20 protein-coding genes and 2 tRNA genes are annotated in these 22108 nt (G+C 68.5%); 13 read left to right on the top strand and 9 right to left on the bottom strand.

The features are described 5' to 3' along the window. Positions 1 to 6: 6 nt before the first annotated feature. Positions 7 to 414, top strand: a complete 408-nt coding sequence (locus tag ABTV10_RS15660) for a hypothetical protein (protein ID WP_499028319.1) — start codon at positions 7 to 9, stop codon at positions 412 to 414. Between the two features lie 7 nt (positions 415 to 421). On the opposite strand, the gene ABTV10_RS15655 is transcribed toward ABTV10_RS15660, so the two are convergent. Both ABTV10_RS15655 and ABTV10_RS15650 read right to left on the bottom strand, forming a co-directional pair. After that, a complete protein-coding gene (locus ABTV10_RS15655; RefSeq protein WP_433605301.1) occupies positions 422 to 859 on the bottom strand; it encodes a Fur family transcriptional regulator in 438 nt (145 codons plus the stop codon). Beyond that, complete coding sequence (locus ABTV10_RS15650; RefSeq protein WP_499028317.1) at positions 856 to 1221, bottom strand: ArsR/SmtB family transcription factor; 366 nt, start codon at positions 1219 to 1221, stop codon at positions 856 to 858. The genes ABTV10_RS15655 and ABTV10_RS15650 overlap by 4 nt, the downstream gene beginning before the upstream one ends. A gap of 188 nt (positions 1222 to 1409) precedes the next feature. Here ABTV10_RS15650 and ABTV10_RS15645 point away from each other — a divergent pair, with 188 nt between their 5' ends. After that, positions 1410 to 2801 (top strand): glycine--tRNA ligase, encoded by a 1392-nt coding sequence (locus ABTV10_RS15645; RefSeq protein WP_499028315.1) that lies wholly within the window; start codon positions 1410 to 1412, stop codon positions 2799 to 2801. Positions 2802 to 2874: 73 nt separating this feature from the next. Here the strand turns inward: ABTV10_RS15645 and ABTV10_RS15640 are convergent, their stop codons facing one another. Beyond that, complete coding sequence (locus tag ABTV10_RS15640; RefSeq protein ID WP_499028313.1) at positions 2875 to 4938, bottom strand: TPM domain-containing protein; 2064 nt, start codon at positions 4936 to 4938, stop codon at positions 2875 to 2877. 44 nt (positions 4939 to 4982) lie between these two features. Here ABTV10_RS15640 and ABTV10_RS15635 point away from each other — a divergent pair, with 44 nt between their 5' ends. The 4 genes from ABTV10_RS15635 to ABTV10_RS15620 all read left to right on the top strand — a co-directional run bounded on the left by ABTV10_RS15635 (position 4983) and on the right by ABTV10_RS15620 (position 8753). After that, the gene (locus ABTV10_RS15635) at positions 4983 to 5819 is read left to right on the top strand and encodes a hypothetical protein (protein ID WP_499028311.1); all 837 of its coding nucleotides are present in this window, start codon (positions 4983 to 4985) and stop codon (positions 5817 to 5819) included. A gap of 359 nt (positions 5820 to 6178) precedes the next feature. Further along, positions 6179 to 6541, top strand: a complete 363-nt coding sequence (locus ABTV10_RS15630; RefSeq protein WP_499028310.1) for a hypothetical protein — start codon at positions 6179 to 6181, stop codon at positions 6539 to 6541. Between the two features lie 230 nt (positions 6542 to 6771). Then, positions 6772 to 7467, top strand: a complete 696-nt coding sequence (locus tag ABTV10_RS15625) for a YdcF family protein (RefSeq protein ID WP_499028308.1) — start codon at positions 6772 to 6774, stop codon at positions 7465 to 7467. Next, positions 7464 to 8753: a deoxyguanosinetriphosphate triphosphohydrolase gene (locus ABTV10_RS15620; protein WP_499028306.1), complete on the top strand. Its 1290-nt coding sequence runs from the start codon at positions 7464 to 7466 to the stop codon at positions 8751 to 8753. Before ABTV10_RS15625 ends, ABTV10_RS15620 begins: the two co-directional genes overlap by 4 nt. 14 nt (positions 8754 to 8767) lie before the next feature. On the opposite strand, the gene ABTV10_RS15615 is transcribed toward ABTV10_RS15620, so the two are convergent. Then, positions 8768 to 9649 carry a hypothetical protein gene (locus tag ABTV10_RS15615; protein WP_499028305.1) on the bottom strand — a complete coding sequence of 294 codons (882 nt, stop codon included), beginning with the start codon at positions 9647 to 9649 and terminating at the stop codon, positions 8768 to 8770. 100 nt (positions 9650 to 9749) lie between these two features. Between ABTV10_RS15615 and dnaG the strand changes: the two genes are divergently transcribed. After that, entirely contained in the window at positions 9750 to 11675 is a 1926-nt protein-coding gene (dnaG, locus tag ABTV10_RS15610; RefSeq protein ID WP_499028303.1) for a DNA primase, read from the top strand. Positions 11676 to 11693: 18 nt separating this feature from the next. Here the strand turns inward: dnaG and ABTV10_RS15605 are convergent, their stop codons facing one another. Then, positions 11694 to 11942 carry a hypothetical protein gene (locus ABTV10_RS15605; RefSeq protein ID WP_280761982.1) on the bottom strand — a complete coding sequence of 83 codons (249 nt, stop codon included), beginning with the start codon at positions 11940 to 11942 and terminating at the stop codon, positions 11694 to 11696. A 136-nt stretch (positions 11943 to 12078) separates the two neighbouring features. On the opposite strand from ABTV10_RS15605, the gene ABTV10_RS15600 reads away from it, so the two are divergent. Beyond that, a tRNA-Asn gene (locus ABTV10_RS15600) sits at positions 12079 to 12151 on the top strand. A 114-nt stretch (positions 12152 to 12265) separates the two neighbouring features. On the opposite strand, the gene ABTV10_RS15595 is transcribed toward ABTV10_RS15600, so the two are convergent. Further along, positions 12266 to 12952, bottom strand: coding sequence for a 3'-5' exonuclease (locus ABTV10_RS15595; RefSeq protein WP_499028301.1), 687 nt, complete (start codon positions 12950 to 12952; stop codon positions 12266 to 12268). 169 nt (positions 12953 to 13121) lie between these two features. Between ABTV10_RS15595 and ABTV10_RS15590 the strand changes: the two genes are divergently transcribed. From ABTV10_RS15590 to ABTV10_RS15570, 5 genes are all read left to right on the top strand, one after another. Beyond that, positions 13122 to 13195, top strand: a tRNA-Ile gene (locus ABTV10_RS15590). Between the two features lie 1767 nt (positions 13196 to 14962). Continuing rightward, complete coding sequence (locus ABTV10_RS15585; RefSeq protein WP_499028300.1) at positions 14963 to 15871, top strand: phosphatidylinositol mannoside acyltransferase; 909 nt, start codon at positions 14963 to 14965, stop codon at positions 15869 to 15871. Between the two features lie 264 nt (positions 15872 to 16135). After that, entirely contained in the window at positions 16136 to 17263 is a 1128-nt protein-coding gene (locus ABTV10_RS15580) for an NDMA-dependent alcohol dehydrogenase (protein ID WP_433605277.1), read from the top strand. 34 nt (positions 17264 to 17297) lie between these two features. Beyond that, entirely contained in the window at positions 17298 to 18119 is an 822-nt protein-coding gene (locus ABTV10_RS15575) for a serine hydrolase domain-containing protein (protein ID WP_499028298.1), read from the top strand. A gap of 143 nt (positions 18120 to 18262) precedes the next feature. Further along, positions 18263 to 18775, top strand: coding sequence for a DUF3145 domain-containing protein (locus tag ABTV10_RS15570; protein WP_499028296.1), 513 nt, complete (start codon positions 18263 to 18265; stop codon positions 18773 to 18775). Positions 18776 to 18929: 154 nt separating this feature from the next. Here ABTV10_RS15570 and ABTV10_RS15565 read toward each other — a convergent pair whose 3' ends face one another. The 3 genes from ABTV10_RS15565 to acpM form a co-directional block, all read right to left on the bottom strand. Further along, positions 18930 to 20363, bottom strand: coding sequence for an acyl-CoA carboxylase subunit beta (locus ABTV10_RS15565; protein ID WP_433605271.1), 1434 nt, complete (start codon positions 20361 to 20363; stop codon positions 18930 to 18932). 95 nt (positions 20364 to 20458) lie between these two features. Continuing rightward, a complete protein-coding gene (locus ABTV10_RS15560) occupies positions 20459 to 21706 on the bottom strand; it encodes a KasA/KasB family beta-ketoacyl-ACP synthase (RefSeq protein ID WP_499028294.1) in 1248 nt (415 codons plus the stop codon). Between the two features lie 7 nt (positions 21707 to 21713). Further along, on the bottom strand, positions 21714 to 22025 hold the full coding sequence (acpM, locus tag ABTV10_RS15555) for a meromycolate extension acyl carrier protein AcpM (RefSeq protein WP_499028293.1): 312 nt from the start codon (positions 22023 to 22025) through the stop codon (positions 21714 to 21716). Between the last annotated feature and the right edge of the window lie 83 nt (positions 22026 to 22108).

Genomic DNA, 22108 nt, shown 5'->3' with positions numbered 1-22108 from the left:
GTACCAGTGAGCGCTGACGTGGACCCCGCCGAGGCGCTGCAGGCCCGGACGCGTGCGGCCCTCGAGGGATTCGTGGCCGTCGCCGCCGACGACGACGGCTCTCTGCGGTTCGAGTACGGCGGCGCGCTGTGTTCGATGCGGGCGGTCACCCTCGCCGACGGCCTGGACGTGCTGTCGCTGACCGGTGTGCTGGCATGGGACCGGACGTTGAAGCCGGCGCTGCACAAGCGGGTGGCGGAGCGCAACGCGCAGGCGCAGTTCGGCACGATCAGCGTGATCGCCCGGGGCAAGCTCGCGGACGTCGTGCTGCGGTACACCTTCCCGGCCACCGGACTGGCCGACGCCCCGCTCGCGACGATGCTGCTGCTGGTGCTGTCCGGTGCGGAGGAGGCCCGGAAGGGCCTGCTGGCGTAGGGCGCCGCTACTGCGCCTTCGCGCAGTCGCGGCAGTTGCCGAAGATTTCGACGGTGTGGCTGACGTCGGTGAAGCCGTTGGTGTCGGCGATGGTCTGCGACCACTGCTCGACGGCGGGACCGTCGACCTCGACGGTGTAGCCGCAACCGCGGCACACCAGGTGGTGGTGGTGTCCGGACGAGCAGCGGCGGTAGACCGACTCGCCGGTGTCGGTGCGGAGAACGTCGACAGTGCCGGCGTCGGCGAGCGTCTGCAGCGTCCGATACACGGTGGTCAGGCCGATGCCCTCGCCGCGCTTGCGGAGTTCGTCGTGCAGTTCCTGGGCGGACCGGAACTCGCTGATCTCGTCGAGCAGGGCCGAGATGGCGCTGCGCTGCTTGGTGGAGCGCACGCCGACGACGGCGCGGGCGCCTCGGGTGGTGCTGTCCGTCACGTTCTCGGTCATCCTTCCTCGGCGTGGGCGACGGCATCGATGACGATGTGCGCGAGGTGGTCGTCGACGAGTCGGTACATCACCTCGCGGCCGATGCGTTCGCCGTGGACGACGCCGGCCGACTTGAGTACCCGCAGGTGCTGGCTGATCAGTGGCTGCGTGACGCCGAGCGCGCCGACGAGTTCGTGCACGCAGCGCTGCGACTCGCGCAGTTGGAGCACGATCGCGATGCGCACCGGCGCGGCGAGGGCGCGCAGGATCTCACCGGCCGCGACGAGGGTGTCCTTCGACGGCATGGGGGCCGCGGGGGTCTCGGCGCACGGCCCGTGGTCGTGCGTCCCGGCTCGCAGGTCGCCCGCGTCGGCAACACTCACTGTGCAGCTCCTCACATGCGGTCGAACGGGTCGGACCGCTCCGCCTTATTGCAAATCAATTCCATTTTGATATGCACGAATATGCATGTCAACCGGGCGCGTGGGACGCGGCCGCGGCTACCGATAGGCTGGACGGGCGAATTCCGCACGTGAACCACGCATCTATTACCCAGATGGAGAGCAGCCAAGTGGCACCCAAGTCCATGATCGATACCGTCGCCAACCTCGCCAAGCGCCGTGGCCTCGTCTACCCATGCGGTGAGATCTACGGCGGTACCAAGTCGGCCTGGGACTACGGTCCGCTCGGCGTTGAACTCAAGGAGAACATCAAGAAGCAGTGGTGGCGCAACATGGTCACCAGCCGCGAGGACGTCGTCGGCCTCGACTCGTCGGTGATCCTGCCCCGCCAGGTGTGGGAGGCGTCGGGCCACGTCGAGGTGTTCACCGATCCGCTCGTCGAGTGCCTCAACTGCCACAAGCGCCACCGTCAGGACCACCTGCAGGAGGCGTACGCCGAGAAGAACAAGCTCGACGACCCGGACGCCGTTCCGATGACCGAGATCGTGTGCCCGGACTGCGGCACCAAGGGCCAGTGGACCGAGCCCAAGGCCTTCTCCGGCCTGCTCAAGACGTTCCTCGGCCCCGTCGACAGCGAGACCGGCCTGCACTACCTGCGTCCGGAGACCGCGCAGGGCATCTTCGTGAACTTCGCGAACGTGCTCACCACGTCGCGCAAGAAGCCGCCGTTCGGCATCGGCCAGATCGGCAAGAGCTTCCGCAACGAGATCACCCCGGGCAACTTCATCTTCCGCACCCGCGAGTTCGAGCAGATGGAGATGGAGTTCTTCGTCAAGCCGGGTGAGGACGAGGAGTGGCACCAGTACTGGATCGACTACCGGATGGACTGGTACACCGGCCTCGGCATCAACAAGGACAACCTGCGCCTGTACGAGCACGCGCAGGAGAAGCTGTCCCACTACTCGAAGCGCACCGTCGACATCGAGTACCGCTTCCAGTTCCAGGGCAGCGAGTGGGGTGAGCTCGAGGGCATCGCCAACCGCACCGACTACGACCTCGCGACGCACGCGAAGGCGTCCGGCACGGACCTGAGCTACTTCGACCAGACCTCCGGTGAGCGCTACACCCCGTACGTCATCGAGCCCGCGGCCGGCCTGACCCGCTCGCTGATGGCCTTCCTGGTCGACGCGTACACCGAGGACGAGGCGCCCAACGCCAAGGGCGGCGTCGACAAGCGCACCGTCCTCAAGCTGGACCGTCGACTGGCACCGGTCAAGGCCGCGGTGCTGCCGCTCAGCCGCAACGCCGACCTCTCGCCCAAGGCGAAGGATCTGGCCACCACGCTGCGTCAGCACTGGAACATCGAGTTCGACGACGCCGGCGCCATCGGCCGCCGCTACCGTCGCCAGGACGAGATCGGCACCCCGTTCTGCATCACGGTCGACTTCGACACCCTCGAGGACCACGCGGTCACCGTCCGTGAGCGCGACACCATGGCGCAGGAGCGCGTCGCCCTCGACCAGGTGGAGGGCTACCTCGCCCAGCGTCTGATCGGCGCCTGATTTCCCGGCCGAATGTCACATGCGTTCACACTGACTGAACGCATGTGACATTCGGCCCTTCGGGGGGAGTGCCTCAGAAGCGGCCGCCGCCGCCCCGGCCGATGCGGTCCGAACTGCTCGGTCCGCCGAACGAGCCCGGGCCGGGGCCGCCCCATCCGCCACCGCCGCGTCCGCCCCAGTTGCCCCCGCGCCCCATGCCGCCGCGGAGCATGCTGTCGATGAGGATGCCGCCGAGGATCGCGCCGGCCGCATTGCCGCCGCTGCCGGACACGCCGCCGCTCGGCGGGCGCTGGTTGTCCTGGTAGCGGTTGACGTCCGCCTGCGCCGCCCACAGCGCCCGCGAACCCAGCTGAGTCGCCGCCTGCGCGTGCTGCAGGGCCTGCGACGGATCCGCGTCGGCCAGTTGCTGTGCCGCCTGCAGGTGGCGCTGCGCCTCCGACAGTCGCGTGCGAGCCTCCGCGCCGACCGCGCCGCGGCGGGTGGAGATGAAGTCCGCCGCGGCGGTCACCTGCGACTGGGCTGCCGTGAGGTCCTGGTCGAGTCGGGCCCGGGCACGGTCGGCCTGCTGCTTGGCCTCCTGCGCCTCGGCGAGCACGGCGTCGAGCTTCGCGTCGGCCTCCACGACCTTGCTGAAGCTGCCGAGCGGATCGGTGTCCTTGGTGGCCTGGGCGTTCCGCAGCGCCTCCTCCGCCGCGGCCTTCGCGTCCGCGAGCTTCTGCCCACCCTGCGCCGCGAGCGTGGCCGCCGTCGAGATTCCCTGCTGCACGTCCGCCATCGCCTCCGGCAGCGTCGCGATGGCGTGCCGGATGTCGGCGTCGGCACGGTCGACCGCGTCGAGGAGGGTGCGGGCCTGGTCCAGCGCGCCCTCCGCCGCACGGATCGCGGCCACCGCGGGACCCTGCTTGCCCGCGGGCAGCGCGACCGCGTCACGCCCGGCCGCAATGTTCTGTTCGGCGAACGTGATCCGTTCGCGCGCCATGTCGGGGTTGTGCTCGATCGTGGCGAGCACGGACGCTGGGAACTCCGCGCGGAGGGCGGTCAACGTCGCCTCCGCCTGGGGTACCCGGACCGTCGCCGCGACGACGGCCTGGGTGAGCGCGTCGAGCCGAGCCGGGGCGTCGAGCAGCAGGTCGCGCATCGAGTCGAACTCGGCCACACGGGCATTGAGTTCCTTGTCGGCGCGGGCGCACGTCGTGACGAGTTCCACGAGCATCTGCCGCTGCTGCTGCGGCGTCTCGGGGATGTCGTCGTCGAGCCGCTGACGGATCGTGAACGCCGACGCGAGCGTCGCGCGGGCCTGCTCGAACGCCGCGGTGAACGGGGCGGTGTTGTCGGCGCCGAACTCGCCGACCGCGAGGTTCAGTTCCTCCTCGCTGGTGCGGATCGCGTTGTCCATGTCGACCAGCGCGTCCTTCGCGAGCGTGTCCAGTGCCGGAATGGGCAGCGCGGCAAGCGCGTCGGCGTCGGTGGGGTCGACCTCGCGGGCGGTGGCCACGGACTGCTCGAGCCGGTCGCCACGCTTCTTGCGTGAATAGAGGAAGACGCCGAGACCCACGACGACCAGCACGGCCGCGCCGATGCCGAGCACCTTCAGCGACGTGTGGGTGGCGGCCATCGCGTCCCCGAGTCCGCCCGCCGCGGCGATCGCCGCTCCCGGCCAGTCCTCCTCGCGCAGGGCGGGTTCCACCGAGTCCTGATTGATCGAATCGATCTCCGCGTTGGTGACCTCCGACAGCGCCTGGGGCACGTCGAAGTAGTAGGACCGGTCCGTGGTCGCGACCGCCAGCAGTGCGTCGCGGTTGCCGAGGCCGCTCGCCTTGGCCGTGTTCTGGGCCCACGCGTCGGGGGAGAGACCGTCGAAATCGGCCACGTACACCACCCACAGCGACACCTTGTGCTCGTCGTAGAGGGTGTCGAGAGCGTCCTGGACGTCGGCGCGCTGCCCGGCGTCGAGGACGCCGGACAGATCGGTGATGTGCTCGGGCAGCCGCATCGGCGTCTCGGCCGACGCGGCTGCGGGAGCGAAGATAAGGATCACCAGTGAGAGCAGTGCGCCGACGACCGTGGCGGTCAGCGAGCGGCGTGCGCGGTCGTGCCTGGCGTGTTGAGGCTGTGCCGGAGTCGAAGCGAGGGCCATGCGACGAATCTATCGGGTGTGGCGCGACGTCGACGCAGGCTCGGGTGGCCGCGACTGTTTCTCAAACTGGACACTCGTTCAGGAAATCTGGCTATAGTTCTGCCCGGGCTTTCACGATCTGTACAACCCAACGAACGGAGTTCTACATGTCACGCCGCTCACTCCGCCACGCCGTGGCCGCAACCGCCTCTCTGGCCGTTCTCACGGCCGGTGTCACCGTTGGGCTCGGAGCCTCGGTGGCGCAAGCTGCGCCCGCGTGCGCGCTCAACCAGTCAGTCACTTCCAAGTGGGCTGGCTCCCTCTGGACGCCGTACACCGTGAGCAAGGAAGTGATCGGCGACGGCAAGGTCGCACCCGGACAAACCGTCACCTACGTCACCAAGGTGTCCGGTTCGGGAGCGCTCGTCAACGAGATCCGTGACTTCCACCCGGCAGGTTTCCAGTTGGTGAAGGCTCGTCTGAACGTCAAATGGCTTATCGGGGATCAGAAGTGGGAGGACGTCACCGGTACCGCCGTCGTCGGCAACAACTCCGTCATTGTCAAGGGCGGTGGGTGGACCACGGCAGGCGGCGGAATCATCGCCCTGGAAACCACCTACAAGGTCCCGGACAACGCCACGGTCGGCGCGCAACTCGACAGCGGCGCCGGCACCAATATCGTGCTCGCGGCTGGCAACTGGAACATCAACCCGATGGGTGTGTGCGTCACCATCCGTCAGCCGAACCCTGTCGAGGCTGGCTCGGGCAGCCTCGAGGATCTGGGCTTCGGATCGGTGAACACCGGATCCGGTCAGGTCTTCGGATCTGTCACCGACCCGCAGGGTTCGATCACCAACGTGGTCGGCGGAATCCTGAACAATGTGATCGGCAACCTGAGCTGACCCAGCTCAGGAGAGAATGCGGGCAGAGCCACCAGCGCACGCTGGTCGCTCTGCCCGCTTCGGCATTGTCGACGAACCCCGACGTGCAGCCTCGCCACCGCGAGAGCCGCCCCCAGGGCCCCGCCCAATGGGTGCGGGCTCTTCGCTGTGCTGAGCTGCGGCGACGGCACGTCCCGCGGTCCGTGCGCACCTCCCGGCCCGGGGGCTGCGTTCATGCCCTGGCAGGCAACGGTGGCTGGTCCGGTCGGGCGGCGCTGAGGCCGTAGGGGAGTGCGGCTACGATGCGAACCGCAAAGGGAACTGACCGGCCGGTAAATCGGCTGGTGTCTAGAGGGGAATTCTTGATGTCTCGTACTCGCATGATCGCTGCTGCACTGATTCCGGCTGCTGCTGCGGCGGGGCTGATGGTGGGTGCTACCGGCACCGCATCGGCCGCTTCCCTGCGCTCGGGGGAGGGCTACCAGGGGATCTCGTTCGACCGGAACGAGACTCGGGTACTGCGTGATCTGGGTGTCGGCAACGCGATCGAGGCTGTCGTGCCCGAGGATCAGATCGCCGTCTATCTCGGCGAGGGGTCGCTCTACGACTCTCCGCTGCCGTACGTGTATGCCACGACTCAGCAGTTGATCGACGAGGCCGTGGCTCGTGGGGGCTACGTGCAGTTCGACGTGAACGATCCCGCGATCTGGGGCAGCCGCTTCGACGTTATCCAGCAGTGGTGATCTGCTGAGCTGCCCACTGCCCCTGCACCCGGTTCGGGTGCGGGGGCAGTTGTCTGAGGTCTTCGGTACTGTCGGGCTGTCGGTGGAGGTGCTCGAACACCGTTCGACGCCGACCGATCGGGCCGTGGTGCGGTCTTGCGAGTAGCCCGCGCGCAGTGGCCCATGGCGTATACGTGTCGGGAGCGCGCCGCACCCCGCGTACGGGGAGGGGTGTAGTGCAGAATCGGGGAGTGAGCACCGCGCCCAGCTACGACCCGCCGGAGCTGTACCCGCGTCCCGCGCCGCGCCGTTCGTTCGGTGCCGCGCTAGGGCGGTGGGTCAGCCGACTGGTGCTGGGCACGATCCTGATCGGCGTCGTGCTCGTCGGTGGAACCGCGGTCCGGGTGTGGCAGGTGGCGCGCATCACCGACACCACCCCGGCCGACGCGATCGTCGTACTCGGGGCCGCGCAGTACGCCGGGACGCCGTCGTCGGTGTTCGAGGCCCGGCTGGACCAGGCCCGCAAGCTGTACGAGCAGGGCGTTGCCCCGGCCATCATCACGGTCGGCGGTAAGCAGGAGGGCGACGAGTACACCGAGGCCGCGTCGGGCAAGAACTTCCTGATCGACGAGGGGGTGCCCGCGGACGCGATCTTCGCGGTCGAGGAGGGCTCGGACACCCTGCTCAGCGTCGAGGCCGTCAGCCGCGAGATGGGGCAGCAGGGGATGCGCTCGGCGGTGCTCGTCAGTGACCCGTGGCATTCGCTGCGGACCCGGACGATGGCCCGCGACGCCGGCATCGAGGCGTGGACGGCGCCGACCCGGCAGGGGCCGGCGGTCATCACGCGCGAATCGCAGCTGCACGGAATCACCAGGGAGACAGGTGCTTTGCTGTGGTACCAGCTCACTCATTTCTCCGCGGACTTCCCGTACACGGCGGGACAGTGAACGATCCGGCGGCACGCGCGGGCTACACCGCGCACGATCTGGAACGACAGGTGCCGGAGGCACCCAAGACCGCGGGGCTGGTGCCGGCGGCGGAGGCCTTCCAGCACCGGTCGGCGTTCTCCCGCGACCGGGCGCGTGTGCAGCACTCCGCGGCGCTGCGGCGACTGGCCGACAAGACGCAGGTCGTCGGTCCGCGTGACGGCGACACCCCACGCACCCGGCTGACCCACTCGATCGAGGTGGCGCAGATCGGCCGCGGCATCGCCGACGGGCTGGGCCTCGACCCGGATCTCGTCGACCTCGCCGGCCTGGCCCACGACATCGGGCACCCGCCGTACGGGCACAACGGGGAGAAGGCGCTCGACGAGGTCGCCGAGAAGTGTGGCGGCTTCGAGGGCAACGCGCAGAACCTGCGCATCCTCACCAGCCTCGAACCCAAGGTGCTCGACGCCCAAGGCCGGAGCGTCGGGCTCAACCTGACCCGAGCGTCGCTCGACGCCGCGATCAAGTACCCGTGGACGCGTCCCGCGCCGGGCGCCAAGTTCGGGGCGTACGACGACGACGCGGAGGTGCTGGCGTGGGTGCGCGACGGTGCCCCCGAGGGGCGGCAGTGCCTGGAGGCGCAGGTGATGGACTGGGCCGACGACGTCGCCTACTCGGTCCACGACGTCGAGGACGGCGTGATCGTCGGCCGCATCGACCTGCGCGTCCTGGCCGACCCCGTCGAGGTGCGTGCGCTCGCCGAACTGGGGGCCGCCCAGTTCCGGGGCCTGATCGTCGACGAGCTGGTCGAGGCGGCCGCGCGGCTGTCGCAGCTGCCGGTCGTGGCCGCGGTCGGGGACTACGACGGCACTCTCACCAGTTCGGTGGCGCTGAAGAATCTCACCAGCGAGCTCGTCGGCCGATTCGCGTCCGCCGCGGTGAGTGGCACCCGCGCCGTCACCGGACCCGGCCCGCTCGCGCGCTACCAGGCGGATCTCGAGGTGCCGCCGATCGTGGCGGCCGAGGTGGCGCTGCTCAAGACGGTGGCGTTGCACTACGTGATGTCCGACGCCGGTCACAAGAATCGTCAGGACCGGCAGCGGGACCGGGTCCACCGGGTGGCGGAGTGGCTGCTGCGGACGGCACCGGCCGGTCTGGATCCGCTCTTCCTGCCGGCCTGGAACGCGGCGGACGACGACGCCGCCCGGGTTCGGGTGATCGTCGACCAGATCGCGTCGTGCACCGAGAGCCGGCTCGAGCGGATCGACAAGCAGAGCCTCGGGGCCCAGGCCAGCTGGGGGTAGGGGACGGTGCCGCGTCAGCAGGGGATCGACGTCGTGGGATTCGACGTCGCGTCGAGCCACTTCCCGTACGAGTCACCGCCGGCCGAGCGCACCGCTGCGCACACTTCCGTCGGTGTACGTCCGGCGACCCGGTAGACGGTGTAGATCGGGTTGCCTGCCTCCGTCGCCTGACGCAGCGACGAGCACGACCGGTCGGTCCGCAGATAACTCGCGCCCGGATACGCGGCCAGGTACTGCGCGATCTCCGCGCGGTACGACGTCGGTTCGGTGGCGTTGGCGAGGACGACGATCCCGGTGCCGTCGCAGGCCGGCACCGTCATCGGCGTGGCCAAACCGAGGTCACCGTCCGCCGTCGCCTGCGGGACGGGCGATCGGTCCACGGCCGGTCGCGCGACGATCCGGATACCGCTCTCGGGGTTCTCGCACACTCCGGCGTTGCCTGTCTCCTGGGCCCGCGCCGCGGTCGGGCTCGAGCACCCCCAGCCGTCGAAGGACGCGAACCACGTGTTGCCGCCGTGTACGAGGTTCGGGTCGTGCAGGTACCGGTCGAAGACGGTGAACGCGTTCGCACAGGTCATGCTGCCGCTGTCGACGAAAACAATGACGGCACTGCCGGTCTGCGGGTAGGTGGCGGTGCCGCATGCTTCTCCGGGAAGGGCGGGCTTGGCCAACGGCTCGGCCGCGGGAGTCTCCCTCGCCGCGGACGGTGTCGGGGGCTGTGGTGGCGTGGTGGCCGGTGTGCCGGTCTCGGTCGCGGCGACAGCCGCACCGACCTCGGTGCGGTCCAGCGCGGAACAGCCGGTGGCCGCGAGTGCGACCGCGATCAGGCCCGTCGGCAACAGGCGAGCCGAGCGGCTCCGCGTACGGTCGGCCGGGCGTCGGATGGTGTCACGCATGTCTTGCTCCCCCTCGAGTGGATCCTCCCGCCGGCATCCTTGCACGGTCGGTCGCCGACCGGCGGGCGTGCCGCGCGGCCGAAGCGAATAAGCTGTCGTCGTGGCCGGCCGAATCCCTGACAGAGACATCGCGGCCGTTCGCGAGCGCACCCGGATCGAAGACATCGTCGGCGAGTACGTCTCACTCAAGCGCGCGGGCGGCGATTCCATGAAGGGGCTGTGCCCCTTCCACGACGAGAAGTCCCCGTCGTTCCACGTGCGGCCCAATCACGGCCACTTCCACTGCTTCGGCTGCGGCGAGGGCGGCGACGTCTACTCGTTCCTGCAGAAGATCGAGCACGTCAGCTTCGTCGAGGCCGTCGAGCAACTGGCCGACCGGATCGGCTACCAGATCTCCTACGAGGGCGGCGGCCCGTCGGTCCAACGCGATCGCGGCACCCGGGCGCGGCTCGTGGCCGCGAACGCCGCCGCGCAGGAGTTCTACGCGGCCCGGCTGAAGGAGCCCGACGCGCAGGCCGCCCGCGACTACCTGACCGAACGGAACTTCGACGCCGCCGCGGCCGCCCACTTCGGCTGCGGGTACGCTCCCGACGGCTGGGACACCCTCACCAAGCACCTGATGGCGAAGGGTTTCGACGCGAAGGAGCTCGAGGCTGCGGGACTGTCGAAGGAGGGTCGGCGCGGACCGATCGACCGGTTCCATCGGCGGCTGCTGTGGCCCATCCGCAATCTCGCGGGCGACGTCATCGGGTTCGGTGCTCGCAAGCTCTTCGACGACGACACCATGCCCGGCAAATACGTCAACACGCCCGAGACCATCCTGTACAAGAAGTCGAACGTGCTGTTCGGGCTGGACCTCGCCAAGCGTGAGATCGCCAAGGGACACCAGGCCGTGGTCGTCGAGGGCTACACCGACGTCATGGCCATGCACCTGGCCGGGGTGAAGACCGCGGTCGCGTCGTGCGGCACCGCGTTCGGTGACGAACATCTCGCGATGCTGCGTCGACTCCTCATGGACGACAGTTACTTCCGCGGCGAAGTGATCTACACCTTCGACGGCGATGCCGCCGGCCAGGCGGCCGCGATGAAAGCGTTCGAGGGCGACCAGAAACTCGCCGGGCAGACCTTCGTGGCGATCGCGCCCGACGGGATGGATCCGTGCGAGCTGCGCCAGAAGTCGGGTGACGCGGCCGTCCGTGACCTCGTCGCCAGGCGCACGCCGATGTTCGAGTTCGTTGTCAAATCGCTTCTGGCCGAACATGATCTGGACACCGCGGAGGGGCGCGTCGAAGCCCTGCGGCGCACGGTCCCGGTGGTGGCCCGGATCAAGGAGTCGACACTGCGCGATCAGTACGCCGTGCAGCTGTCCGGGTGGGTCGGATGGGACGACATCCCGACGGTGCGCCGCCGGGTCCGGGACGAGGCGCGCAAGTTCGCGCGCGGCGGCAGCGCGCCCACCAGGCGTCGCCCCGTCGAGGCCGCGCCCGCGGCTTCGACGCCGACGCCGGCTCCGGGCGTGTCACGGCCGCGGCCGAACGACCCGGCGCTGTGGCCGCAGCGTGACGCGCTCAAGGCGGCACTGCAGTATCCCGCGATCGCCGGCACCGTCTTCGATTCGTTGCCGACCGAGACCTTCACCCACCCCGCGTACGCCGCGGTGCGCGAAGCGGTCGGTGCCGCCGGCGGAACGTCGGCGGGGCTCGGCGGGGCCGAATGGGTCGACGCCGTCGGCCGCGCCGCCGGCGACCTCGTCGTGCAGTCGATCGTGATGGAACTCGCGGTGGAACCGCTGCCCGCCGACGACGACACCGCACCCCGCTACATCCGCGGCGTGCTGGCACGGCTGCAGGAGGTGTGGGTCGGTGAGCAGGTGGCCGAGCTCAAGTCCAAGCTGCAGCGCGTCTCGCCGACCACGGACTCCGACGAGTTCCATTCCCTGCTGGGCGATCTCGTGGCTCTCGAACAGTACCGGCGCAGCCTGCTCGACCAGGCGATCGGCGACACCAGCGGCGAGGGCATCGCGTGACCCCGCCGCGGTGACCCGCTAGTTTCGCCGCAACTGGTCCTGCGGGACCAGGATCGTGGTCTTCTCGTCGATCGGCTTCATCGGCTCGAGCTTCGGCTGCGTGCTGAGCGAATCGGAGAGCTTCTGCCGACCCACCTCGATCGCCTTCTTGGTGGCAGGGCTCGTTGCCACGGCCTTGGCTGCCTTGCTGATCTGTTCGTACCGGGCACGCCCGGCTCGGGTGCCCAGGACGTAGCCCGCCGCAACGCCTACCAACAACCGCAACATTTCCGGATTCCTCCCGTCGAAGTGCCTGCGTACATCCTGCCCGATCGGCCATTGTTCAGGCGATTTGGTACTTGGGTGGGGGTATGGGCTACAGTTTCTCAGGCGCCGCCGGAAAGGGCAGCGCCGAGCAGGACAATCCCCTGTAGCTCAATTGGCAGAGCATTCGACTGTTAATCGAACGGTTGCTGGTTCGAGTCCAGCCGGGGGAGCTCCCAAGGAAGGCCCCCACCCTCGCGGGTGGGGGCCTTCCTTTGTTTTCTGCCCACGTTCCGGTCGGTCCTCGCCCGCTGCATCCGCGCAGCGGGCGAGGACCGACCGGTCTCTCAAGCCGCGCTGCGGATCGGCCACCTGCCGTCGACGTCGGACGTGTCCCGGCCCTCGCGTCGCAGATACTCGAGGAAATCGCGTTGCCGCTCGGCATGCCACGTCGTCTGACTGGCCATCATGTCGTCGAGATCCGCGAGTTGGGGGAACCGTTGGGGGAGTAGGCGCGCCAACTCGGCCGCGGCGAGCGCATCCGCCTCCGCCTGGTGCGCGGAAGCCAGATCGATCCCGTAGTGCTCACACAGGGCACCGAGCGTGCGCTTGCCGCGGCGGTCGCGGTCCACCTCGCGGTCGATCACGTACGGGTCCAGGACGAGGCCGTAGTCGTCGAGCGGAGGGAAGCCGAGGCGGCGCCCCTCGGCGTCCATCACGGTGAGGTCGTAGGCGGCGTTGAACGCGACGACGGCGTAACCGGCCGCCCACGCGTCCGTGAGGGCCGCCCGGATCTCCCGGTAACCCGACAGGTAGTTCTGGCCGTACTCGCGCGCGTGGGCCGTGGAGATGCCGTGCACGGCGCTCGCGCCCGCGGGGATGTCGACCCCCGGATCCACCATCCAGTTCCGCGGACGACGCCGGTCGCCGTCGACGGTGACTACGCACGCGGTCACGATCCGTGCCGAGAGCGGGTCTCGGCCAGTGGTTTCCAGATCGAACGCGCAGATCGGTCGGGTGGTCCAGTTACTCATTCACGGTCCTTCGGCTGTCGCCGGAGATCGGTGCTCGCCGGCGCTGCCCGTCAGTCTGCTGCGAGCCACCGACAGTCCGGACTCCCGTGCGGCATACGCCACCCCGCGGGCGAGGACTGTCGAATGTGGGCGGTACGATTCCGCTGTCGGCGGTAGCCCGCCGTGGCAGGGGGCGGTAGCTCAGTCGGTTAGAGCCGTGGACTCATAATCCATTGGTCGCGGGTTCGAGCCCCGCCCGCCCCACGTCGATGCCCCTTCCTCGCAGTCGAGAAAGGGGCATTCATCGTTGTGTTCATTGTCGACGGCGACGGTGCTGTCGAGCCGGTCGTCGGGCGTGGCCGGGTCCGTTCTCGTCACGATCGGGCCGACAGCGGAAAGAAGGTCGCAAACCGCGTTCCTTCGGGATGCTCCCGAAATTGAACCCTCAGCCCCGGCACGATGTCGCGACAGCCGTGGACCCACGCGAACGCCCACTGGCCGCTGTCCAGAGCAAGGATGGCCATCCTTCGCGGCGCCGGCTCCCACGAGTGCGGTACGTCTCGGACGGGTCGAAGGGCCACGACAGTGCCGGTCCTCGACGGATCACGCGTGGTGCATGAGTCGGCCACCGGCCGAAGGTTCTCGCCAAGCATGTGAACAGCTCCCGAAAGTGGACTGACTCGAGCACGTCCACACTGACGCCCGGGCACACCGGGCCGCGACGGTACAAATACCTGGTTGCCTACCTGTGTCCTGTGTCGACACGTGACGGCGGGGCGCAGGAGGACGCCGCGGTGGGGCGGGATGTTGTACTCGTCGTGGACCCGAATCCCGCCCCACCAGTGCCGCATCCCCCAGTGGCATTCCGCCGATGCGGCGAGCCTGACGGTAATCGGGCGCCCGCATGCCCACGTCGCGGACACGACGGTTTCACCCCACCAATCAACCCATGTCGCCGACCGCCGGAACGAAACCGGTCGCGGTCGCCGGGGCCGGACCGTCCCAGGGTTTCTATATCTGCGGGCCAACACCTTTCGGCGCCACCTGGAGCCTCGGCGGCGTCGACGCTCGTCGATCCGGCGCAGGCGTTCAGGCGGGAGGACCCTCGTTGGCGACCGGGCCCAGGCCGGATTCGGTGGTGGTGAAGGTCGGATAAGTCTCCCCGGCGTCGCGCCTGACGAATCGCACTCGCGCGCCTGAATCGCTGCTGTGGCCGATGATCCACGCGTAGCACCACGGACCGCTGTCCAAGGCGACGATGGCCATCCTCCGTGCGGCCTGACTCCAGGCCTGGAGTCCGTGGGGCACCGGGCGGAGCGCGACGATCGATCCCATGCTCGACGGCGCGAGCGTCGGTGGGAAAGCACTGCTGTGGCGTCTTCGGCGGCGAAACAACCGATACCTCCCAGCGTCGGATAGGTATGACATCGAGAAGTATGCGCTGCTCCAGAAGCGGTCGCCACGGGAGAACTACGCGGGTAGCTACCCGTTACGGAAACGCTGCGGCATCGGGGGTTCAGGCCGTTCGCGGGCCGCGTAGGCAGTCAGAACTGATCGCCCCGCCTGGTCACAGCGGCGGCGGGGCGATCAGTCGTGTACGGGTGGCGCCACCCGGGTGGCCCACGGAGGGGGAATGGGGCCACCGGTGTTGTCGTCCCGGGGGAGGGCGACCCCGTGAGCGTAGTCGGTGAAAGCAGTGGAAGTCACGTTCGAGTTGCGGGAACTTTGGCGTGTAACTGCAGGTAGACGCTAATTTCAAACGGTTGACCAAACGATCGGCTTGCGCTTCCCGATTATTCGACTCGAAAGACGCAAGACCGAAGAGAGCAGCGCAGCGTGGTCGGAAACGAATTTCAGAAGATCCATCTCGGCTGGTGGAGCGCCGTGCCCTGGGCTCCCGTGCCGGTAATTATCGGCCAATTGTCCCGTTCTCGGGCTTGGGGGACACTCGGGTGATGACGCGTAGACGTCGGTTGCGGCCGAGTCTCTTCGGTGGCGCCGGATCGTGACGGATCACGCCGGTGATGGTCGATGACGCCGCAGGACCGAGTCTGGGACCTCGGGTACGCGGCCGGCTGGCGGCTGGTACGCGTCCTGCCGCAGCGTTGGGCGGTGCGGATGTTCGAGATGGCGGCCGATCATGCGGCCCGAAACGGCGGGCCCGACCAGCTCCGGCGCAACCTGGCGCGGGTTCTCTCCACCACACCAGCGCACGTGTCCGACGACGTTGTGCGCGCGAGTCTGCGCTCGTACGCCCGCTACTGGTGCGAGGCCTTTCGGCTGCCGTCGATGGATCCTGTGCAGCTGGCTCGGAGTGTCGAATCGTCGGCGACTGGGCTCGAGCACATATACGAGGCGGTCGGACACGGCAAAGGGGCGGTGTTGGCCCTGCCGCACAGTGGGAACTGGGACCTGGCTGGTGTCTGGCTGGCGCAGCGAGTGGGCTGCCCGGTCGTCGTCGCTGAGCGGCTCAGGCCGGAGGCGCTGTTCCGGCGCTTCGTACGATTCCGCGAGAGTCTGGGTTTCGAGATCATTCCGCTCACCGGCGCCGCGAATCCGCCATTCGAGCAGCTGGCTGCGCGACTTCGGGAGGGACGGATGGTGGGGCTGCTCGCCGAACGTGACATGACCGGGACGGGAGTGCCGGTCACCTTCTTCGGCGAATCGGCACGCATGCCCGCCGGTCCGGCCCGCCTGGCAATCGAGACCGGTGCGCCACTGCTGCCGGTGAACTGCTGGTTCATCCCCGACGGTTGGGGCTTCGAGGTCGACTCACCGATCGACACGGTGGGCGGAGTGCAGCACACGACTCAAACGTTGGCCGACCGGTTCGCCGCCGGCATAGCCGCGCACCCGTCCGACTGGCACATGCTCCAGCGGGTGTGGACCGTCGATTTCGACGCCGACCGGCGGCCCGGGGACGTCGCCGACGCCGGCTGACAGACCCGTCCTCGGTGGAACCGGCGGACTCGGAGCGCTACCGGCGCTCCGCTCGACCGGTGACAGCACCTGGAACAACTGTCTGGACGGCAGTCCGAACGGTCGACTGTCCAAGCAGTATCCGAGCGTTACAGCGCGGCGACCTGCGTAAACCCGGGGTCGACGCGGGCGGCTGATTACCGGGCACCTAGAACATGTTTCAATTTGGAAGATTTGTGGCTATCGTCACAGCCACCGGTAGTCAGGTATGGAAGGGCGGTTGCAATGAAGACCAAGGGCGCGTTGCTGTGGGGTATCAACGAGAAGTGGTCGATCGAAGAGATCGAGCTCGGTGACCCGGTCGCCGGCGAGGTGCAGATCCGCATGGAAGCCGCCGGCATGTGCCACTCGGACCACCACATCGTCACCGGTGCGACGCCGATGCCGTCTTACCCCGCGATGGGTGGCCACGAGGGCGCCGGCGTGATCACCAAGGTCGGTGAGGGCGTCAAGGATCTCGAGGTCGGCGACCACGTCGTACTCTCGTTCATCCCGGCGTGTGGACGCTGTCCGTCCTGCTCCTCGGGTCACTCGAACCTGTGCGACCTCGGCATGGGTCTGCTCAGCGGTCAGGCCATCGCCGACGGCACCTACCGCATCCAGGCACGCGGCCAGAACGTGATCCCGATGTGCCTGCTCGGCACGTTCGCGCCCTACATGACGGTGCACGAGTCCTCCGTCGTCAAGATCGAGAAGGACATCCCGTTCGAGCTCGCGGCCCTCGTCGGCTGCGGTGTCCCGACCGGGTGGGGTTCGGCGACGAACATCGCCGAGGTCAAGCCGGGCGACTCGGTCGCCATCATCGGCGTCGGCGGCGTCGGCATGAGCGCACTGCAGGGCGCGGTGGCGTCGGGCGCGCGCCACGTGTTCGCGATCGACCCGTCGCAGTTCAAGCGCGAGCAGGCGCTCAAGTTCGGTGCCACGCACGCCTTCCCGTCGATGGAAGAGGCGATCGCGCCGATCATGGAGATCACGTGGGGTCGGATGTGCCAGAAGACGATCATCACGGTCGGTGAGATGAAGGGCGAGTACGTCGACCCCGCTCTCACGCTCACCGCGAAGAACGGCCGCTGCGTCGTCACCGCCATGGGCCACATGGCCGACATGGACGTCAAGCTCAACTCGTTCCTGTTCTCGATGCTGCAGAAGGAGCTGCGGGGCAACATCTTCGGTGGCTTCAACGCCCGCGCGGACATCCCGAACCTGCTGAACCTGTACCGTGCCGGTCTGCTCAACCTCGAGGACATGGTCACCAACACCTACTCGCTCGAGCAGGTCAACGAGGGTTACCAGGACATGCTCGACAACAAGAACATCCGTGGTGTCATCCGCTACACCGAAGCGGACTGGTGAACTCCTGACCCAGCCGCCCTCGTAGTCTGATCGGATGCAGACTCTCGATCGGATCGGGCAATGGCCGGTGGACAACGCCTCGGCCGCCGTCGTCTACGACGGTGGCCGAGGCGTCGCGCATTTCGGGGATCGGCGGCGCGTGTATCCGCTGGCGTCGGTGACGAAGCTGCTGTGCGCGTACGCCGCCCTCGTCGCGGTCGAGGAGGGGGCGATCGACCTCGACCAGTCTGCAGGTCCCCCCGGTTCGACCGTGCGGCACCTGCTGGCGCACGCGTCGGGCCTCGCGTTCGGTGAACGCACGGTGCAGGCCGAGCCGGGCGCCAAGCGCATCTACTCGAGCGCCGGCTTCGAGGTGCTGGCCGACGTCGTCGAGGCCGAGAGCGGCATTCCCTTCGCCGACTACGTCGCCGAGGCCGTGTTCGCGCCGCTGGGGATGGCGACGGCCGCGCTCGTCGGGCCGGCCGGCCACGGTGCGCAGGCCAGTGCCGACGACCTGGCTCGATTCGCCGCCGAGCTGCTGAGGCCCACGCTGATCTCGCCGCAGACCCTCGCCGGGGCCACCACCGTGCAGTTCCCGGGCTTGCCGGGCTTGCTTCCCGGCTACGGCCCGCAGCGCCCCAACGACTGGGGTCTCGGCTTCGAGATCCGTGACGGCAAGAGCCCTCACTGGACCGGGGCCGGCAACTCGTCGGACACCTACGGACACTTCGGCCAGTCCGGCACATTCCTCTGGGTCGATCCGCAGGTCGACGCGGCGTGCGTGGTGCTCACCGACCGGGCCTTCGGTGACTGGGCCAAGCCCCTGTGGCCCGAGGTCAGTGACGCCGTGCTGGGGGAGCTGCGGGCGCGCGGCTAGATCAATTTACTGCTATCACTGGCGTAACAGCGGCATCACAGGGCACACTGATGCACTGTGTGTCGCGTTGCGGCACACGCGGCTCCGGTTCCCGGGCGAGGTCGTTGGGGAAGACGTCCCTCGTCGAGGCTGGAGGTGTTGCAGTGCGCTCGTTGAACCAGTTCGCGGACGCGACGACCGGAGTGATCTACGTCCACTCGTCGCCGGCCGCCGTGTGTCCACACGTCGAGTGGGCGCTCGCCTCGATCCTCGACGCCCGCCCCAACCTGCGCTGGACCGCGCAGCCAGCGTCGGACGGCACACTCCGGGCAACCTGTGACTGGGTCGGTCCGGTGGGTACCGGGGCCCGACTCGCCGGCGCCCTGCGGGCGTGGCCGCTGCTGTACTTCGAGGTGACGGAGAACCCGAGCGACGGCGTCGACGGCGAACGATTCGGGCACGCACCAGGACTGGGACTGTGGCGAGGAGCCATGAGCGCGAACGGCGACGTCGTCGTCGGCGAGATGCAACTGCGCGCACTGCTGACGAAGTGCCGAGACGACTTCGCCACCGCCGTCGAACACGCGCTGGGCACTCCCTGGGACGAAGTCCTCGAGCCGTACCGCAGCGGCGGCGAAGGGGCGGAAGTGACCTGGCTGCACCGCAACGTGGGGTAGGCCGGCCGCGAAGAACGTTGTCGCACCCTGCGATTCGGGAGCATCTGTCGAAAGTCGTTGACAGACGGAGGATCCGCGCACGTCCAGCGCTCTGTCCACGAGATCAGCGAAGGGCCCCGCGGCGCGCCGCGGGGCCCTTCGAATCGTTGCAGGCTTACAGCGGAATGTTCTTGTGCTGTCCGCGGTTCGCGGGGGCAGCGGCGAGTGCAGCGGTGATGACGCTGCGGGTCTTGGCCGGATCGATCGTCTCGTCGACGACGCCGATCGAGATGGCCCGGCCGACACCGCCGGCGATGGCCTCGTGCTCGGCGGCCAGGCGCTCGTGCAGCGCCTCGCGCTCCTCCTCCGGAGCGGCTGCGAGAGCGCGCTTGTGGAGGATGCCGACGGCGGCCTTCGCGCCCATGACCGCCACCTCGGAATCGGGCCACGCATACACGGCGGTCGCGCCGAGCGCACGCGAGTTCATCGCGATGTAGGCGCCGCCGTAGATCTTGCGGGTGACCAGCGTGACGCGCGGGACCGTGGCCTCGGCGAACGCGTGCAGCAGCTTCGCGCCGCGGCGCACCACGCCCTCCCACTCCTGGCTGACACCGGGCAGGTAACCGGGGACGTCGACGATGACGACGAGCGGAATGCCGAACGCGTTGCACAGGCGGACGAAGCGGGCGGACTTCTCCGCGCTCTCCGAGTTGAGGCAACCGCCCAGGCGCAGCGGGTTGTTCGCGATCACGCCGACCGTGCGGCCACCGAGACGACCCACACCGGTGACGATGCTGCGGGCCCAGTTGCCCTGCAGCTCTTCGAAGCTCGACTCGCCCTCGACGTTGTCGAGGAACTCGTGAACGATCGGGCGGACGTCGTAGGCGCGCTTGGCGGATTCCGGCATCAGTGCGCGCAGGTCGGTGTCACCGTGCTCGGCGGTGGCGAGATCGAACTCGCCCTGCTCGCAGAACATCGACACCAGACGGCGTGCGCGGTGGTAGGCGTCGTCCTCGTCGTGCGCGGCGATGTGCGCGACACCGGACTTCTTGCTGTGCGTGTCGGGTCCGCCGAGCGTGGCCATGTCGACCTGCTCACCGGTGACGCTCTTGACGACGTCCGGGCCGGTGACGAAGACGCGTCCCTCGGGGGCCATGATCACGACGTCGGTGAGTGCGGGGCCGTAGGCGGCGCCGCCGGCGGCGAAGCCCAGCACGACCGAAATCTGCGGGACCAGACCCGACGCGCGCACCATGGCCTCGAAGACCAGGCCGACGGCGTGCAGGGCCTCGACGCCCTCGGCGAGCCGAGCGCCGCCCGAGTGCCACAGGCCGACGACCGGTGCCTTCTCAGCGATGGCGGTGTCGATCGCGGTGACGATGTGCTTGCAGCCTTCGACACCCATCGCACCGCCCATGACGGTGGCGTCGGAGCAGTAGGCGATGGTGCGGACACCGTCGATCTCGCCGGCTGCGGCGAGCACACCGGACTTGTCACGGTCGTGTAGGGGAGCGACGGTGCCGGCATCGAACAGCTTGGCGAGACGCGCGAGCGGATCGCGCGGATCGGTCGATGCTTCGGACTGCGTCGCGGGAGCCAAGACGGTCATCGTTCCTCCTGAGCGAGCCCCACATGGGGCGAAGGTTCGGGGTGGGGACCCCGGGTGCGGGGCCCCCACCTGGCGATCCAGCGAGTTCGGCTGGGTTATGCCCGGCCGAAGGCGAGCGCGACGTTGTGCCCACCGAAACCGAACGAGTTGTTGATCGCGAAATCGATGTCGCCGTAGCGGGGTTCACCCTTCACGACGTCGAGATCGATCTCCGGATCCTGGTTGTCGAGATTGAGCGTGGGGGGAATGACGCCCTCACGCACACTCAGGACCGTGAGCACAGCCTCGAGGGCGCCGACGGCGCCGATCGAGTGGCCCAGAGCCGACTTGGGCGCATACACCGCAGCGTGCGTACCGACCGCGGCCTTGATGGCGAGACTCTCGGCGATGTCGCCGATCGGAGTCGCGGTGGCGTGTGCGTTGATGTGCTTGATGTCGGACTTGGTGAGACCTGCGGTCTCGATGGCCCGGGTCATGGCGCGCGCCGCCCCGGTGCCTTCCGGATCGGGTGCCACGATGTGGTAGCCGTCGGAGGTGATTCCGGCGCCCAGCAGTCGAGCGTGGATCGTCGCCCCACGTGCCTTGGCATGCTCCTCGGTCTCGAGGACCATCATGGCGCCGGCCTCACCGAAGACGAATCCGTCCCGGTCCTTGTCGAAGGGGCGCGAGGCCGCCTTCGGGTCGTCGTTGCGGGTGCTGAGCGCGCGCATCATTGCGAAGCTTGCGATCGGCACGGAGTCGATACTGCCCTCGACCCCACCCGTGACGACGATGTCCGCGTCGCCCATCGCGATCATGCGGAACGCATGCGCGATGGCCTCCGACCCGGACGAGCACGCCGATACCGGCGTGATGACACCGGCGCGCGCGCCGAGTTCGAGTCCGACGGTGGCCGACGGTCCGTTCGGCATCACCATCTGAACCGCGAACGGCGACACCTTGCGGTAGCCGCCCGTTCGCAGCTTGTCCACGGCGTCGACGAGAGCCTCGCCGCCACCGAGTCCGGTGCCTATGACAACCCCGAGTCGATCCTTGTCGACCTCGGGGCTGCCGGCGTTCTGCCAGACCTGCCGACCGAGCACCAGAGCGAGACGCTCGACGAAACTCATCCGGCGGATCTCGACCCGGCTCAGTGCGTCGTCGAACGGGACCTTCAATTGGCCACCGAAACGCACAGGTAGGTCGAATTCCTCCACGAACGAGCCCTCGAGCACGTCGATGCCGCTCTCACCGGCCAGCAGGCCCTTCCACGTGCCATCCACATCTCCGGCAACCGACGTCGTAGCCGCGAGGCTGGTGACGACGATGTTGGGGAAATTCCCTCGGGTAGAAGCGGAAGTCACGGTTGGCTCACTCGTCGTCGTTCTTAGTGGCCTCGAGCTTGGCCTTGACGGTCTGAGCTGCCTCGCCGCCCTCGGCTTCGAGCTTCTGGATGTAGGAGACCGCGTCACCGACGGTGCGCAGGCTGGCCAGATCCTCGTCCGGGATCTTCACGCCGTACTTGTCCTCGGTCTGGACGGCGATCTCGACCATGGACAGCGAGTCGATGTCGAGGTCGTCGACGAAGGACTTGTCGATGGTGACCTCGGACGGCTCGATGCCGGTGACCTCTTCGATGATCTCGGCGAGGCCGGCGATGATGTCTTCCTGGTTGGTGGCCACTAGGTGGCTCCCTTCTTCATTCGATGTTTCGTGTCTTCGGTGTTCGGGTCGGCCGGGGCCGACCCGGCACGCGCATCGTGAGC

The organism is Paraburkholderia sp. RHO2 (assembly GCF_050955445.1).
Classification (GTDB): Bacteria; Actinomycetota; Actinomycetes; order Mycobacteriales; family Mycobacteriaceae; genus Prescottella; species Prescottella agglutinans_A.
Note: the sequence above shows the minus strand (reverse complement) of the source record. Positions and strands in the feature narration are given on the sequence as shown.